We start from the raw sequence: 15,520 nt of genomic DNA on the forward strand, positions 1-15,520 counted from the left end.
GTCGACCCCGCAATTCTTCGCGAACGCCGTGGCACGTAACCGGCACGCGCCGAAGCGATCCCGTGGAATCGCTACAATGCCCGCATGAATCCCCCCTCAACTGAATCGAATGCGCGACATGCTGACCTCCTATTACTGGAGTGACGACGCCATCCGCAGCCGAAGCGTGAGCGACATCGTGCTATCAGGCACAGTCGACGTCCCTATGCCCCCTGCACGTCTGCTTGCGGATTGGGAACGAGAGATATCGTCGCATCTGGTCCTGGAAGCCGGGGACGTCGAGCCAATGCCTTTGCCGCGAGCGCGGGCGCGCTGGCCGGATTACACGCGCTGCGTGCAGGCTGTAGCCGATTGGACGAGTACGCTTGGACTGCCTGAGGTGCTTGCCGCCAGTGACGTAGCCCTCATGGCCTGCCGCGGCGCGCGGTATCACCATGACGGCGCGCAATATGGCGACGCGGCCTTCTGCAATCTCTTCATGAGCGAGGACCGAGGCCTGGACCTGCATTTTCCCGCTTTGGGCCGCCGCATTCCGCTGACACGGGGAACGGTTGTGATATTCGATACTGGCCAGCCTCATGGCGTCATCCAGCGCAACAGCAGTGGTTTTGATGCGGCCGACTTCACGCCGGACCAGGATTGGATCCAGATATTCCTGACCTGGGAGCTTCCCATCGAAAATGCCCATGTGGCGCACGCACTGAAGTTGACCTTCGACGTTGCCCCTTCGACGTCGTCGCAACTGGACACAGAGCAAGTCCAACTGAACGGCGAACAGGTGATTGTGTGTCCGGACTCGGGTCGTTGGTCCCGGGCCGACTAGTCATCAGGATCACACCGCGGCGTTGCCCTGACAGGCACATGGGTTAGCGGCTCGCGCCACCGGCCACCTGTATGATTGCGGGCTTGCGTCCGACGAAGGCCCGCGCCGGCGACCCGCGCAGATCGCGCACCGCCCGCCGCCGCTACGCGGCGCGAATGCATCCATTCACGATGACCCAAAGGAAGACCGCCATGACGGCCACAACGCAATTCGATCAGGTTTCCGTTATCAAACGCGCCAACGTCTACTTCGACGGCAAGTGTGTTTCGCACACCGTTCTCTTCGCCGACGGCACGCGCAAAACGCTCGGCGTGATCTTGCCCGGCGCGCTCAACTTCGGCACCGACGCGCCGGAACTCATGGAAGTGCAGGCCGGACAATGCCGCATCCGCCTCGAAGGCAGCGACGAGTGGAAGACGTATGGCGCGGGCGAGTCGTTCTCGGTGCCCGGCAAGAGCCGCTTCGATATCGATGTGATCGAAACGCTCGACTACATCTGCAGCTATCTGTAAAGACGGACGGGTGCCGGGTCATTCCCCCGGCACCCTCGCCCATCCTTCAACGCCCGCGCACTCCGCGCTCATGCGCCGAACGCTCGATCGCAACCGGAGGAGAACAACAAATGTCGAACGACGATCGCACCAGGATAATTCCCCGGAGAACGCCTGAATCAGCGGCCATGTCCGAAAACGTCAAGCGCGCGATGGCGATCACAGCCACGCTCAACCGGCTGACGTTCAACGATGCGGACGAAATCCGGGCCTTGTTCAGCGATCTGATCGGCAAGAAGGTGGACGACAGCTTTCTGTTGATACCGCCGTTCTACACAACCGGCGGGGTCGATATCAGCGTCGGGCGCAACGTCTTCGTCAATCAGAATTGCACTTTCTACGACCTTGGCGGGCTCGACATTGCCGACGATGTGATGATCGGGCCGAACGTGAGCATCATCACGTCTGGCCACCCCATTGACCCCGCTCAGCGGCGTGCCTTCGTCATTGCAAAACCCATCGTGATTGAGAGAAACGTCTGGATCGCCGCTGGCGCGACGATCATCGGTGGCGTGACAGTGGGCGAGAACTCGGTTGTCGCGGCAGGGTCGGTGGTCACCCGGGACGTACCCCCGAATACGCTTGTCGGCGGAAATCCGGCGAGGGTCATTCGTTCAATCGCGGACTAAGCGAGCGTCCGCAAGAACGATTCCGGTTCGGATGATGTTCCGGCACCATCCGAACCGGTTGCGCACCGATTTCTGGTGAGCACTTGCTGACTTTCGCTTTGTGTTTTCCGTGACACCCTTCCCTTAAGAGCGACTGTCTGCGGAAACCACCACACGGTTCACGCCTAGGTTCCCGCGTTAGCCAAGATTGCGAGGCTTGGGCAATAGTGTGTTGCGCTCAAGTACGGCGCTTGCTGCGAACGAGCTCCAGCAGCGTTAGACGTAGGCGGATCGATAAAGACTGATGCATTGTTCGATCCCGCGGGAGCGGTAAGGGTCATCGTCACTTTCCACCAGTTACCCGATTTCACTGCGCTCAGCGAGGTTGCCTGTCCGGCGCCCCATGTTCCTCGCACTACAGCGCCCGTATTCGTATTGAGGACCCAGCCGAATTCGGTGCCGTTCGGGTCATCGGTCTGGATTGATCCGCCAGGGAAAACCGTTGCGTTGGTAGTGGAGAGAACATAGTCAGTGAAGCTATACGATTGGCCACCCTGAACCCTGATGATTTCGCGGACATTCGAAACTGACGAGCCGTTCGTGCTGGTAACCATTGCAGCCCCTTTGTTGATTCCGGAGACATCGGTTGCAGGCACAGCGGTGCCTCCATTTTGTTGCGACCATGCATCCGGTGTAGCGAGATTCAGCGGCGAGTTAATCAGATTGTTTGCATAGCAGGCCGCCACGGCCTTGTCTGCAGGCGGTCCGTAAAACCTTGCAATGCTCGCCTGGATCGCGTTGTCGGTCGTATCCGATGTCGCCTTGGTGATCACCGCTCCTTCGAAGAACTGAATGGGAGCAGCGCTACCGTCGCCGCCTTCGCCAAGCGAAAGACCACCCTGCCATTGCCCATTAAATGCATGCCCCGCGTCGTTACCAAAGTTCAAGGCTTCTGGCGGCGCCTGGTCATAGAGTGCTGTAAGTACGCTTTGCGAGGCAGAGCCGCCTTTGACCACGAAGATATTCGACGCGGTCACCGGTGAGTACTTGGAGAGCACAGTGACGAACTTTTCCTTTGGAGGCTGCTGCGGACCATAGAGATAAACGCCTGCCTCCGCGTCGACGCCCGGCCAGTTAATATCGAGTGCGTTGCACACAGGGTCTTTTACGTTGGGTGCCTGGTTCGAGTCACCGTCACAATAACCAAACACGGCTGCGTTACCATTTGAAAACGCCAACGCGAACATTTCGCCTTCTACTTCTCCATGCGCATAGGTGCCCGGGTTAGCACTGCTTTCCATGTTTCCATAGGTCCCGCAGCACGTGGACGACTGGCTATAGTGCGCTCCTGCCACCATATATTCGGCGATATCGCTATCACCAATCGACTGGTTCACGGTGCCGAACCTGTTGCGATACGCTTGTCCCGCCAAAGTACCGAGAGCTGGAATCTGGACGCCTTGCAACGGCACGAAGCCTAATTTGGCCGGCGTACCGGGAAGCGCCGGCAAATCGTTTCCGATCGACAATTGAAGGGTCGGCGACTGGGTGGTCAGCGCCGTAGGGGGCTGGAGCAACTGAACGGTCAGTGCTCCACTGGTTCCTGGAAGCGTGATTGTCGCAAAGCCGTTGAGGACCGGAACAGTCGTCGTCTTTTGATTCCCTGAACCGCTATTCGGCAGGATCAGTGACTCTGTTCCGTCCGCGTTGAGCGTGAGAGTGGCCGGCACGTTGCCGAATGCTCCTCCCTTGAGAGGCGCAACCAGGTCAATCTGATCGTAGATGTACTTGACGGAACAACTTGTATTGTTGCAGAACGCATTTGCGCTCTTGACGTTGGCCGAGCCGATCAGCGTGCGGTCGGCGCCGTTCGGCAAGCTACCCGACGTATAGGGGTAGATGTCCTGCGTTGCACTATCGGACGCACGTTGAATCTGAAATAACGGCCCCCTGTAATTCTTCGTCAGCAAGCGTGTCACGCTATGAGCCGCGGAACATGGTGTGTTGGCGGTTGCTGCGGCGTCACAAGGTAACGGGCTCGCGGTCGCTTGTTCCGTTGCTGTACTGTCATTTGACTGGGCTGTGTCAGCCGTCGGCGACGTACTTGAGTTCGACACCCCTGCCGCTTGAGATGCGGACGTGCCGCTACTATCTCCGTTACATGCGGCAAGCCCGACAGTCATCGCTAACAGGACAGCAAATAATCCGGTTCCTCTGGACATCATGACCTCCTCCTATGAAACCAAGGTTCTGATTGGACTCATTCAACTTAGTTATGCAAAATGATCTATAAAAAATCATCACGGATCAGGCGGGTTCAGAACTGCCACTTATTGTCGGCAGTCAGGAAATGTGCTGCCGAGCGATGCAACGCGCCGTCCCAGCCTTACGGTGCGTGGGAAAGAAGTTGATTGTCTGGTAGACCACGAAGAGGACGGCGTGCGCGGGTGGCTAGTACACGCGGTCGGCGATCAGCATCGCCACCATCCATTGCGGTAAACAGCGGCTCGCCATGCTCGTCTCCACTATCGCTGTATCGATCGGCTGCCCAGCGGGACAGCATCTGACGACGCGAGACGGTAGGGTCGCCGCGTTAAGTAATAATATTAGTCAATAATATCGATTTATCGCCTCAGTACAATCCCGTATGCGTAGATTGAGGGATCGAACAGTGACGTCCATATAGTGGGGAAAGTGGTGTGCGACTGATTGAATTTCGCCAATATTATCGCTAATACAATTTGTAATAAATCGGCGAGCTGCTAGTCGAGCGTTCGTTCCTCAAGACGATTGAGTACGCGTGGCAAGTGAAGCAGGCCTGGCGGACATGTGGAGGCCGACCTGGCCGTACGACACACGGAAAGAGTTCGTTTTTGCGGTCAGCGCCGTTTATGTAGCCACTTCTCGGGAGTCATACCTGCCATGATCGGCGCATGCGCTCGCGAATATCATGCAAGCGCGAAACGGATTCGTTGGAGAAAACGAAACGCAGATAGCGGTCCGCGCCGGGTCCCCAGTTCGTCATCGGCGTGGCCGCGATCTTGCCGCGTTCGAGCAGCAGCTTCGACGCCTCGGGGGGCTCCAGACCCAGCTCACGGGTATCGATGAGCATCGACCAGCCACCATGCGGACAAATAACCGGCAGGTCAGCAAGCTCGCCCATCAAGAAGTCGCGACGGCGCTCCCATTCCGCGACAGCAGCAGCCACGCCGTCGTCGGTGGCTGTGAGTGCAGCAGTGGCGCCAGGCATCGCGATTCCAACCTGACACACCACGTTCGACAAACTCACCAGACGTACGTCGTTCATGATCGATGCGGGTCCAACGATCCAGCCGACACGCCATCCGATCATCCGATACTCCTTCGACACCGCGCCGATGGTGATCGTGCGTTCGCGCATGCCCGGTAAACCGGCTGGATGAATGACCTCGCGCCCGTCGAACAGGATGCGCTCCATCGCCGCGTCATAGACCAGCCAGATGCCATGGCGTGTGCAATGTTCCGCAATCGCAAGCCATTCGTCCCGCGATGCGACGTAGCCGCCCGGCATCGAAGGCGACATGATCAGCAGCGCTTTCGTTCGCGGCCCGATCGCGGCGGCAAGACTGTCGAGATCGAGCCGCCAGCCGTCGGCACCTGGCTGCAGCCGCGCGAACTTCGGCACGCCTGCGGCCAGATGCACCCGGTTGATCAGCCCGGCGTAGGTCGGATCCGTCAGCACGACCTCGTCGCCCGGCTCAAGAATCGACAGCAGCACGTTGAAAATCCCCGCCAGACCGCCGGCCGACACGATGCATTCACTCGCGGCGTCGTATGCGACGCCTGCGGCGCGGCCGACCCGCTCGGCAGCCGCTTCACGCAACGCACGCTGGCCTGTGAAAGGCAGGTAGCTGTTTGCCGCGTCGTCGTCGACGGCCTCGTGCGTGCGGGCCAGCGCCTGCGCCGGAGGCCGCAGGTCGGTATCGAGATTTTCAAGCCTTAGAATGTCCGCGTCGCGCAGAGAATCCGCGGCGTCGCCGATCCGGTCGACTCCAATGCCAGGAATATTTCTTAACCGAGATACTGTCACACGGGCCTCCGCTATCGTTTTAATATATTAAAGTGAAAAAATCTTCAGATAGCAAGCCCTCCTCGACTTCGCTCGCCGATCTCCTGCGCGAACGCATTGCGAACGGCATCTTGGTGCCGGGGACGCAGTTGCGCCAGGATCTGATTGCGAAGGAATTCGGCACCAGCCACATTCCGGTGCGGGAGGCGTTCGTGCAGTTGCAGGCGAGCGGGTTCGTTACGATCGTGCCGAACCGGGGCGCATTCGTTTCCGCGATGACGCGGCACGAAGCAGCCGAGTTGACGGAAATGCGGATCGCGCTCGAACTGCTCGCGCTCGACTCCGCTATCGATGCGTTCGGCGCGAGCGACGAGACAGCAGTCCGCGCAATCCTCGTGCACGACGAGAATGCGCACGAGGTCGAGCACTGGTCGATCGACAACTGGGCATTTCATCGAGCAATCTATCGTCCGAGCGACAAGCGGCATCTGCTGGAGACGCTGGAAGCAATCTGGCGCAAGACTGACCGCTATCTGCGGCTTGTCTGGCAGTTGGAGCGCTACCAGGGCATCTCGCTCGCGGAGCATCATGCGATCCTCGATGCAGTGCTCGCGCGAGATCGGCGCACCGCCAAGCGCCTGACGAAAGCGCAAATCGAGGCGGCGGGTGTCGTGATGCAGGATGCGCTGCGCGAAGCGCGGCAATGACGAAGCCGGTAATCAACCGGCCGAAGCTGCCGCCAGGAACCGCCTCAGGCGCTCCCACATGTCGACCGGATTCGAGTACATCGGGAAGTGCCCGCTATGGGATATTTCCGCCAACTCTATTCCGTGAGCTCGCAGATAGGGCAGATACGACAGAGACCCGTTCTGCTCGCCATACATGAACATCCGCGGGAACGGCAGCGAAAGGAATTTCGTCATCAGGTCACCATGGTCGGACAGTTCGACCATGGATCTGAAGATGGCTGGCACCACCTCGGCGCGCACCCTGTGACGCAAGCTCGCTGCATAGAGCGGACAAGAATAAAACGGCGAATGCCAGGCCCGTTCAATGAAATCGTCGAAGAATGCTTGCGCGTTCTCCGCCGGATAATCGATCACCTGCCGACTCAGGAAACAGTCCTCGGGTGCCACGTTACCTTCGATATCGACGAAGCTCAGCACGCGCTGAGGTTCTTCATGGGCCAGCAAGAGCGCGGTGAGGCCGCCCATTGAGTGCCCGACGAGATGGAACCTGTGGATGCCGAAGTGCTCAAGCACGGCCTTCGCAGTCGCTACCAGGAATGGGATCGAAATCTTCGAAAGATCGCCGCAGAGTGTTGCGCCGCAGCCGGGTGCGTCGTATGCCACGACCGCACGTCCAGCGAACGCAGGATGGCGAACGATATCGGCGAAATCCTCTTTGGTCGAACCGAAGCCGTGCAGGTACAAGATCGGCGCCAATTCGCCCGCTCTGCGCATTGCGGCGATCTGGAGGTCAACACCTTGTACGCTCAGCGTCAGCGTCTCTCTTGCAAGCTCATCCGGCGACGGCATGGTTTTCCTGACTAAGTGTGATTGGCAAAAGCTTGTGATCGCACGGCACGCCTCGATCAGTGCGTCGTCATCGAGCACATACGCGGACCTTGGTGAGGTGAACGTTCGGGCGTTCCTGATCTTCGCGATTCACTACCTGCACCCTTCCTTGATGGCGTCGAATTCCTTGTCGTGCATGACATCAGCGACCGATCGCCCGGCACGCACCGCCTGCACCATGCCGTCCTGGCGCCGCGCGATGCGTTCACCCAGTTCGACGACTTCTTCGATGCGCGCAGCCGGCACGAATACCGTGCCGCAACGATCCGCGATGACGTAATCGTCTTCATGGACGAGTACTCCGGCGACGCGCACGGGCTCGCCCGAGGAAACCTGAGCGACCCGATTGCGGGCGCTGATCATGGTGACGCCACGCCCAAAGACCGGATATCCGATCGATTCGCTGCCGTCGATATCGCGGCTCATGCCATCGATTACCGAACCGCGAATGCGCCTGAATTGGGCAGCATTGGCGAGAATGTCGCCCCAACACGAAATCCCATCGATGCCGCCGGCGATAACCAGAATCCGGTCACCTGACTGGATCTTGGCGATGACCGGAGAAATCAGGTGGACGGTTGGTCCCGCGTCCACCTTCGGTCCGAGTTGAATGGTGCTGGCGCGTCCGACGATATTCGGACAATCCCAAAGGGGGCGCAGGCCAAACGTAGCGCCGGGAATATCAAAGAAGTCCAGTGCGTCCGATACCGTGTTGGTGTCGAGCGCGGCAAAGCGATCGAGCAGTGAGATCGAGGTCATGGGAGCGTCGCGAGATGGTTGCGATGCCCTACTTTCACGCCTACAGTTCGATATGTAAATTCCGAATCCCGGAAGCTTTCGATACGGTAAACCTATCAGTCAATCATGATCAACTTCCGGCTTATCCGTCATTTATGGCTTTTCCTTGCCGTTGCCGAGGAACAGCACTTCGGGCGTGCGGCACGGCGCCTGGATATGTCGCAGCCGCCGCTGACCGAGCAAATCCAGGCACTCGAACAGGCGTTGAAGGTGAAGCTGTTCGAGCGCTCCCGGCGTGGAACGCAACTTACGCCGATTGGCGCTGCGATCCTGCCTGCGGTGCGTAAGTTCGCGGAGCAGCTTGAGCGACTTGAGCTCTCGGTGCGCGAGGCGGTCGCCGGACGAAGTGGCGTGCTGACAATTGGGGCGATTTCGTCGGCAATGCTGGATGTTCTGCCGCCGCTGGTCGAGCGGCTAAAGTCCGAGTACCCGCAACTCACGATATCGGTCAAAGAAATCGACAGCGTCGAGGCAGTTCCAGCGCTCGAGGCCGGTGACATTGACCTGGCTTTCGCCAGACTGGAGGGCGAGCTTGGCGGGACCATTCAGTCATTGCCACTAGCCCAGGATCGACTGGCGGTGGCGATGCATCGCGACAATGCGTTGGCTGGAACCTCACGCATCAGGCTGGCGTCGCTCGCAGATCAGGATTTCGTCATGTTCTCGCGGCAGGTAAGCCCGGTGTACTTCGATAGTCTGGTGGCGTCTTGCCGGTCCAACGGGTTCTCTCCGCGAATACTGCATGAGGTCCGTTCGGTGGCTTCGCAGGTTGCTTTCGTGGGCTGCGGGCAAGGCATTGCCCTCGTGCCGGCTTCGCTGAAGAAGCTGGCTCCTGAGAATGTTGTGTTTCGCCCACTGAAGGAAAACGTAAGTGTGGTGACTACCGCTGTTGCCTGGAGTACTGGTCGGGATAATCCGCTTATAGATGCTGTGGTTGCCGTGTTAGGTAGTACTGGAGGTGGGCCGAAGATGCGTAAGGTGTTGCGCTGAGCCATTTGATCGTACGGCAGGCGTGGCATGAAGCTGCATGGATCTCTGGCGCACCGTCTGAAATGACACGGCTTACTTGTCCGTGTCCAGCAATGTCTCAGCAGTCGTGACGGTACAGTATTCCGGGTCGAGATTGGCAAGCGACATCGCGTGCACGTCTTCCGCGCTTCTCATGTTTCCGTTCCAGTCCCTACGATCAAACGTGAAACAGCAGTCGGATAGGAGATAGGTTGTGAAGCCCAGGTTGCCGGCCATGCGAACCGTCGCTTCGACAGAATTATTGGTGATGACGCCGACGACCACTAGCGTGTCATGACCTTGCGCGCGGAGTTGCGCTTCCAGATCCGTACCAATGAAGGCGTTGTTGGTCCGTTTCGGGATCACAGGCTCGCCGGCGACAGGAGCGGCCTCAGGTTTGAAGTCATGGCCGCTTTGGCCCGGTCGATAGTGCGAGCCAGGTTCGGTAGAGTCGTGCCGAATGTGCCATACCGGCCAGCCGTGACTGCGCCAGTGGTCAAGCAAACGTGCAATTTGAATTTCCGCAAGCGGGTTGTTTCTGCGCCCCCAGCTTGGGTGATCTATTGCTTTCTGAAGATCCACCAGCAAAAGGAGCGCACCGGCCGGACGTAGCAAGGCAGTCATTTTTGGTTCTGCGTGAGCGAATGTTATGGCGAAGCGATTCGATTCAGGACTTTACCGCAAGTCTGCCGCGAGCCTGGACTCGCGTTGTCTGATCGGCTTGGTACGGCGAGCATGGGACGTTCGATGGACGCTTAACAATTGACGGCAATCAAGCGGTGCGCCCCGCGCTGGCACGTAGCTCGAGTGAGGCCAATACGTCACTCGACGGCCGCGACTGGCATAATTGTCGCCGAGCTAACGAATAAGAAATTCACTTGAATCTTCGGCGACCGCCCGTCAGACCTTCATGCATTTCCATACAACATGAGCCTTCTTTCAAAGCGCTTCTGGAAGACATTATTTTGTCTGGCCTATGTCGCGCTCACTACCGGCTGCGCCTCAACATGGTCGCCCGCGAATAATCAGACCGCCGGGCAAGGTCCGTCCGACGCGGATACCTACATTCTGCACTCTACCAACGGTGCGACGCCTGGTGGCTCCGCGTCAAAGCGACCGAGGCTCAGCGTTGGTGTCACCGATCCTGATACGCAATTGATTCTTCCGTGGTTCCTCAATGACATCATCAACTTTGTTAACTATCGCTAATGTCTGGGGTTGAAAACACGGATCGAAGGATGTGCCAGTGCGGCTAACTTCGGCCGTTCGACATCGAAATCTGAATCGCTGACAAGCGACTCTCGACATCCGTGGAATGAGGAACCCGTGAGAACACCGTGAGCAGCCATTACCACTGACAGCGTAATGCTGCCCATCCAAACCCAATACCCAGCGCCAAGGGACGTAATCTGCTGCAAGGGCCCTCCCGCTTCGGACGTGCTCACGCCCTGAAAAAGGAATGAGTTGCCGACAACGATAGCTCCAAGGCCGAACATAAAAGCGACGCCATCGCTTGCCTTGCTGTGCAAAAGCAACAACAGCCACGCTGGGATGATCAACAGATTCGCCAGCCAACTTATCTGTCCGCCGACAACCAAACCTAGAAAACCGAATAGAAGAATTCCCCAACCGGCTTCGCAATTGTTGCCGTGATAGCAAAACCCATCGAAGGGAAGCGAAGCCACGTACATAAGGATCAACATTCCAACCAGCTTTTTCTGCTGTTCAACATGTCGTCTCACGCTAGTAGTGAAGCGACCTAAAGGTTCGGCCAGCTGCGGTCGGTCGCGAATATCATTGGAAAACGGGTTGTTGATAGCTCAGCGCGATCAATGACGTAGATTCAGGAGTTGGTGCAAGGGTGCCCCGATCAAAAGAAAAGCTATGCATCCTGCAACGCACCACAAAAACATCACATGAATCGTGGTGGCAATTCTAGACCGTTGAAGCACGCCAGGATTCTGACGCACGATGCGATTAATGAACATGCCACTAAGGCCGGTCAGCAGGCCAAAAATCAATATCCCCGCTGTTCTATGGTTAGCAAGCGAGATCAGGACGCCGAGGGCTCCTACGGCCTGCAATGCGTAAAGGCTGAAACCCATTTTTCTTAGACCTGTTGTCATCGGCCTTTCCTTTTGTTGTTGTAGGTTGGTCCGTATCGCCGTTGGTTCAGATATCGGCAGCTAACATGCATTCCTTTATCCCGACTGTAGAAATGCCGATGAAAGCGGCGAACCAGACCATTGAATCCGCCTAGCTACATGAAGTCCGATTCTAAACCGACCGAGGTCATGAGAGCGTCCAGCGAACATCCACTCTCAAGGTGCGCAAAGGCTCCTTCCGGGTCGACTGAGACGATTTCCATCCGTCTCCGTTCGGCCACAACCGCTCTGTCGAGATAGACTCGTGTTTTTTATCAGAGTCGAGGAAATGTAATGGATGTTTCTTCAATGGAGTCCACAGTCACCTTGCGTCAAGCCTACTTGATCATGTTCGAGTTTCTTCAACGAGAGTGGTTGCGGCTTGATAAACCGGATGCATTAGGTGCGCTTCTCGGCAACCTTGCGCTGTGGGACCTCCCAAATGGGAAGGGAGTGCCGATGGACGCAGCCGTATTTCCGGACTGGCTAGGATGCGCAAACGACGTATTGGAACAGGAATGCCGTGGCTCCGGCTACGCAGGCGCCGACATACGACTCACATAACTCTGCCGTCGAACGTCTCCTGTCGAGAAAGCTGAGGGACCGTTTAGGGTCGACCAGAACCTGTAAGCGTTTGACCAGGAACCGCCGACCAGAAAGGCAAAATGAATTGGCGACAATTTTTATTCGAAGTACTCTTGCGAATTGTCTCTACATCGCCCTGGTCCCTGTCATGTTGCCGTCTATCGACGAACTCCTCGCGCTTGACGCGCTGACCTTACGCGAACACACAGAGCAGGCTGGCGATACCTTCAATGTTGAAGAGCACCGAGCACAGTTGCGAAAATCCCTGGAAGTCAGTCAGGTATGCTCAGTGCGACGGGAAGGCAAACTCGTTGCCTATGCAATGCTTCGACCGCATTCAGGAGCTTGCTGGTTCGTTGGCGCATTTGGCACGCATCCTTTGTATCGAACGTATGCCGTTATAACTGAGCTGCTCGCAAAGATGGCGACGTTGGCGAGCGAACAAGGAATCGGTGAGCTAAGAAGTCATGTCTACAAGACCAACCGATTATCTATCGCTTTCCATCGCAAGCTTGGATTTCAAGTGAAGCGTGAGAACGACAAAGCCTTCGAGTTCTTCATTACGATACGTGAACTGGCCACGAAGCCAGCGGTTCAACGCGCCACTGCCAAAGCGACGTCCCTCCCCGAGTAACCTGTGGGTATTAGCACCGTATGCTTGACCTTAGCAAGACGCGCGCATTACTGCACCCGAGCGGCGGTTTTTGGGAAGCGCACCCAACCGTTCAGCAACTCGCAAGGAATGCAGAATGAACAGAAGGAAGAGACTGACCTTTTGGGGCGCTGACGAAAACGACGATAGTCTTCCGCGCGCTGTCATGGATGGTCGCAAAACCGTCACCGCAGACACGGTCGCGGACTATTACAAATCCTACGGCGAATACGGCGACGGTGGCTATGCACCGGGGGACATCATTGAGGTTTACGATTTGAAGCAGCGGCTTCGCTGCATCATCAGGGCAACCGAAGTGCATACGATCGAGTTCGGGAACATCCCGGAAGAGGTCTGGCGAGGCGAAACATTTTCCAGCGCAGAGGAATTCCGGGAGTGCCATATTCGTTGCATGCCGCACCTCGATCTGCATGACCACTTCGAGTTGGTAACGCTGCATTTTGAATTGGTCGAGGTCATCGCGCGCGACTTCGCCCGCTGACGCTACAGGTCGTCAACCATATCGCCTCATTGGAATGCAGCAGACGCCGATATCTCGACGATCCAGTCGACAAACGCCTTGATCGCGGCAGTGGCGTTCCGGCCGAGCGGATAGACGATGGAAATCGGCACCGGCGAGCATCGCGCGTCAGCAAGAACCTCCTTCAGGCGGCCGGTTTGAAGGTAGGGAAATGCCGCGAATCTTGATATCTGGATAAGTCCCAGACCTTCGAGGCCGCATTGCAAATAGGCTTCCGTTTCGTTGACGGCAAAACGGCTTTGCAATGAGATCGTGAGATTTTCACCGTCAACGTTGAAGCGCCAGTCAAGCGGGCGGCCGGTCGCATTCGATATGTAGTTGACTACGGGATGAGCGCCGAGTGCGCTCACGGAATCGGGCTCACCATGCTCCTTCAGATAACCCGGCGACGCACATGTCAACCAGCTTAACTGTCCAAGCCGGCGCGCTACCAGCGTCGAGTCCGTCAATTCCCCGGTGCGGATAACACAATCGATGCCATCGTAGATCAGGTCGGCGGGCCGATCGCTAAGACCAAGCACCAGTTCGATATCCGGAAAGCGCTTCTCGAATTCGCGCAGCCTCGGCAAGACAATCGCACGTCCGATCAAGCCTGGCATGTCGGCCCGCACGCGTCCGCGCGGGGTCGTTGCGTCGAGCGAGAGTCCTATCTCCGCCTCGGCGATGTCGGACAGAATGGCCTGACACGATGCGAAGTAACGTGCGCCTGCATCGGTCAGACTGAGCGTTCGCGTACTTCGCCTGAGCAACGGGGTGCCGAGATGGGTCTCCAGATTCTTGATCACTGTTGTGACCGACGATCGAGGCATCGACAGCGTTTCCGCCGCCTTGCTGAAGCTTTGTGCCTCGACGACGCGTACGAACGTCGTCATTGCCTGAAGTTTGTCCATAGATGGTCGCCGTGGTCCGGTCGCCTGCAGTCCACTGCCGGAAGCTCGAGAAATAACTATCTTACGTTGTTCACCCGCCGTTCCAGCTGAATGAGGTCTGTTCAGCCGGCTAAAGCCGGCTGATTCGTTCCGGATGCTTTCTGTATTCCGGCACGCCGAACAATGCTGCGCCTCCCCGCCCCTACACTGCAAAGCATTCGACGGCCCGGCTCCATGGTCAACGCAATTCATGTGCTCGCAGTCCGGCCGCGAACCTCGCTTCTATCAAGTTCTGCTTCTCTAAAGAGGTAACGCATATGTTGCATGACAACCGCATTCTCGTTCTCGGCGCAGGTGAACTCGGCATGGCCATGCTGCGCAACCTTGTCCGTCGTACCGCTCCCGCGGCTCTATCTGTGGCGGTGCTGCTGCGTCCGTCAACTATCAATTCCACGGACCCAGCCAAACAGAATGACGTGGCAGAGTTGCGCTCGCAGGGCGTAGAACTCGTTCAAGGAGACCTGGCGAACCAATCGGGGGCTGCGCTTGCGGCCATTTTCCGACGATTCGACACCGTCATTTCCTGCACGGGGTTTGTCGGCGGCCCTGGTGTACAACTCAAGATTGCACGAGCGGCACTGAATGCAGGGGTCAAACGGTATTTTCCGTGGCAATTCGGCGTCGACTATGAGGTGATCGGAAGAGGAAGCGCGCAGGACCTATTCGACGAACAACTCGATGTGCGCGATCTTCTCCGCTCTCAAGAGCGGACCGAATGGGTAATCGTCTCGACGGGCATGTTTACGAGCTTCTTGTTCGAACCATCTTTCGGCGTTGTGGATCTGGCCCGGAACACGGTGAATGCGTTAGGCAGCTGGGACAACGCGGTGACGGTGACGACGGCCGAAGACATCGGCGCCTTGACGACGGAGATCGTGTTCTCAACGCCGAGAATTGCCAACCAGGTGGTGCATGTCGCGGGCGACACCTTGACCTATCAGCAACTGGCGGACACGGTCGACAGATTGATGGGCACACATGTTCTTCGCACGGTCTGGAGCGTGGATGAACTGAAGCGGGAACTCGCCCAGGAACCTCATGATGCGCTCCGGAAGTACCGCGTCGTCTTTGCTGAAGGGCGTGGTGTAGCGTGGGATCAGCAAAGCACGTTCAACGCGCAAAAGGGCATTGCGGTCTGCGGGCTCGAGGAGTGGATGCGAAACAACTCCGTGACAAGCAGGGCTGCTCAGACCGCTTGACGCGCTGACCTTACGCGAACACACGGAGCAGGCTGGTGATACCTTCGATGTTGACGA

General features: G+C 57.6%; 18 protein-coding genes. 10 read left to right on the forward strand and 8 right to left on the reverse strand.

The features are described 5' to 3' along the window. The first annotated feature begins 118 nt into the window (after window positions 1-118). The 3 genes from R8871_RS10910 (at window position 119) to R8871_RS10920 (ending at window position 2,003) form a co-directional block, all read left to right on the forward strand. The gene (locus tag R8871_RS10910) at window positions 119-823 is read left to right on the forward strand and encodes a hypothetical protein (RefSeq protein ID WP_175050449.1); all 705 of its coding nucleotides are present in this window, start codon (window positions 119-121) and stop codon (window positions 821-823) included. Between the two features lie 191 nt (window positions 824-1,014). Further along, window positions 1,015-1,335, forward strand: coding sequence for a pyrimidine/purine nucleoside phosphorylase (gene ppnP / locus R8871_RS10915; protein WP_115778047.1), 321 nt, complete (start codon window positions 1,015-1,017; stop codon window positions 1,333-1,335). 110 nt (window positions 1,336-1,445) lie between these two features. Next, window positions 1,446-2,003: a sugar O-acetyltransferase gene (locus R8871_RS10920; RefSeq protein WP_175050450.1), complete on the forward strand. Its 558-nt coding sequence runs from the start codon at window positions 1,446-1,448 to the stop codon at window positions 2,001-2,003. Between the two features lie 164 nt (window positions 2,004-2,167). On the opposite strand, the gene R8871_RS10925 is transcribed toward R8871_RS10920, so the two are convergent. Together R8871_RS10925 and R8871_RS10930 are read right to left on the reverse strand one after the other, a co-directional pair. Next, complete coding sequence (locus tag R8871_RS10925; protein WP_175050451.1) at window positions 2,168-4,207, reverse strand: arabinofuranosidase catalytic domain-containing protein; 2,040 nt, start codon at window positions 4,205-4,207, stop codon at window positions 2,168-2,170. A gap of 686 nt (window positions 4,208-4,893) precedes the next feature. Beyond that, complete coding sequence (locus R8871_RS10930) at window positions 4,894-6,051, reverse strand: pyridoxal phosphate-dependent aminotransferase (protein WP_175050452.1); 1,158 nt, start codon at window positions 6,049-6,051, stop codon at window positions 4,894-4,896. 32 nt (window positions 6,052-6,083) lie between these two features. Here R8871_RS10930 and R8871_RS10935 point away from each other — a divergent pair, with 32 nt between their 5' ends. Then, window positions 6,084-6,737 (forward strand): GntR family transcriptional regulator, encoded by a 654-nt coding sequence (locus R8871_RS10935; protein WP_175050453.1) that lies wholly within the window; start codon window positions 6,084-6,086, stop codon window positions 6,735-6,737. Between the two features lie 12 nt (window positions 6,738-6,749). Here the strand turns inward: R8871_RS10935 and R8871_RS10940 are convergent, their stop codons facing one another. Continuing rightward, window positions 6,750-7,568, reverse strand: coding sequence for an alpha/beta fold hydrolase (locus R8871_RS10940; protein ID WP_175050712.1), 819 nt, complete (start codon window positions 7,566-7,568; stop codon window positions 6,750-6,752). 132 nt (window positions 7,569-7,700) lie between these two features. Continuing rightward, a complete protein-coding gene (locus R8871_RS10945; RefSeq protein WP_175050454.1) occupies window positions 7,701-8,366 on the reverse strand; it encodes an RraA family protein in 666 nt (221 codons plus the stop codon). A 105-nt stretch (window positions 8,367-8,471) separates the two neighbouring features. Between R8871_RS10945 and R8871_RS10950 the strand changes: the two genes are divergently transcribed. Continuing rightward, window positions 8,472-9,395 carry a LysR family transcriptional regulator gene (locus R8871_RS10950; RefSeq protein WP_175050455.1) on the forward strand — a complete coding sequence of 308 codons (924 nt, stop codon included), beginning with the start codon at window positions 8,472-8,474 and terminating at the stop codon, window positions 9,393-9,395. 72 nt (window positions 9,396-9,467) lie between these two features. Here the strand turns inward: R8871_RS10950 and R8871_RS10955 are convergent, their stop codons facing one another. Continuing rightward, entirely contained in the window at window positions 9,468-10,037 is a 570-nt protein-coding gene (locus tag R8871_RS10955; RefSeq protein WP_175050456.1) for a cysteine hydrolase family protein, read from the reverse strand. A gap of 303 nt (window positions 10,038-10,340) precedes the next feature. On the opposite strand from R8871_RS10955, the gene R8871_RS10960 reads away from it, so the two are divergent. Continuing rightward, the gene (locus R8871_RS10960) at window positions 10,341-10,622 is read left to right on the forward strand and encodes a hypothetical protein (RefSeq protein ID WP_246287522.1); all 282 of its coding nucleotides are present in this window, start codon (window positions 10,341-10,343) and stop codon (window positions 10,620-10,622) included. Here the strand turns inward: R8871_RS10960 and R8871_RS10965 are convergent. Beyond that, entirely contained in the window at window positions 10,619-11,116 is a 498-nt protein-coding gene (locus tag R8871_RS10965) for a hypothetical protein (RefSeq protein ID WP_175050457.1), read from the reverse strand. The two genes, R8871_RS10960 and R8871_RS10965, sit on opposite strands and share 4 nt — an antisense overlap. Before the next feature lie 126 nt (window positions 11,117-11,242). After that, entirely contained in the window at window positions 11,243-11,539 is a 297-nt protein-coding gene (locus R8871_RS10970) for a hypothetical protein (protein WP_175050458.1), read from the reverse strand. Window positions 11,540-11,851: 312 nt separating this feature from the next. On the opposite strand from R8871_RS10970, the gene R8871_RS10975 reads away from it, so the two are divergent. The 3 genes from R8871_RS10975 to R8871_RS10985 all read left to right on the forward strand — a co-directional run bounded on the left by R8871_RS10975 (window position 11,852) and on the right by R8871_RS10985 (window position 13,296). After that, window positions 11,852-12,121 (forward strand): hypothetical protein, encoded by a 270-nt coding sequence (locus tag R8871_RS10975; RefSeq protein ID WP_175050459.1) that lies wholly within the window; start codon window positions 11,852-11,854, stop codon window positions 12,119-12,121. Window positions 12,122-12,227: 106 nt separating this feature from the next. Beyond that, window positions 12,228-12,776: a GNAT family N-acetyltransferase gene (locus R8871_RS10980; RefSeq protein WP_246287523.1), complete on the forward strand. Its 549-nt coding sequence runs from the start codon at window positions 12,228-12,230 to the stop codon at window positions 12,774-12,776. A 115-nt stretch (window positions 12,777-12,891) separates the two neighbouring features. After that, the gene (locus tag R8871_RS10985) at window positions 12,892-13,296 is read left to right on the forward strand and encodes an ASCH domain-containing protein (protein WP_246287524.1); all 405 of its coding nucleotides are present in this window, start codon (window positions 12,892-12,894) and stop codon (window positions 13,294-13,296) included. A gap of 26 nt (window positions 13,297-13,322) precedes the next feature. On the opposite strand, the gene R8871_RS10990 is transcribed toward R8871_RS10985, so the two are convergent. Next, window positions 13,323-14,225: a LysR family transcriptional regulator gene (locus R8871_RS10990; protein ID WP_175050460.1), complete on the reverse strand. Its 903-nt coding sequence runs from the start codon at window positions 14,223-14,225 to the stop codon at window positions 13,323-13,325. 296 nt (window positions 14,226-14,521) lie between these two features. Between R8871_RS10990 and R8871_RS10995 the strand changes: the two genes are divergently transcribed. Then, window positions 14,522-15,463 carry an aromatic alcohol reductase gene (locus R8871_RS10995; RefSeq protein WP_175050461.1) on the forward strand — a complete coding sequence of 314 codons (942 nt, stop codon included), beginning with the start codon at window positions 14,522-14,524 and terminating at the stop codon, window positions 15,461-15,463. The last annotated feature ends 57 nt before the right edge of the window (window positions 15,464-15,520 follow it).

Origin of the sequence: Paraburkholderia sediminicola (assembly GCF_902859805.1) — a bacterium.
In the GTDB taxonomy this organism is placed as follows: domain Bacteria; phylum Pseudomonadota; class Gammaproteobacteria; order Burkholderiales; family Burkholderiaceae; genus Paraburkholderia; species Paraburkholderia sediminicola.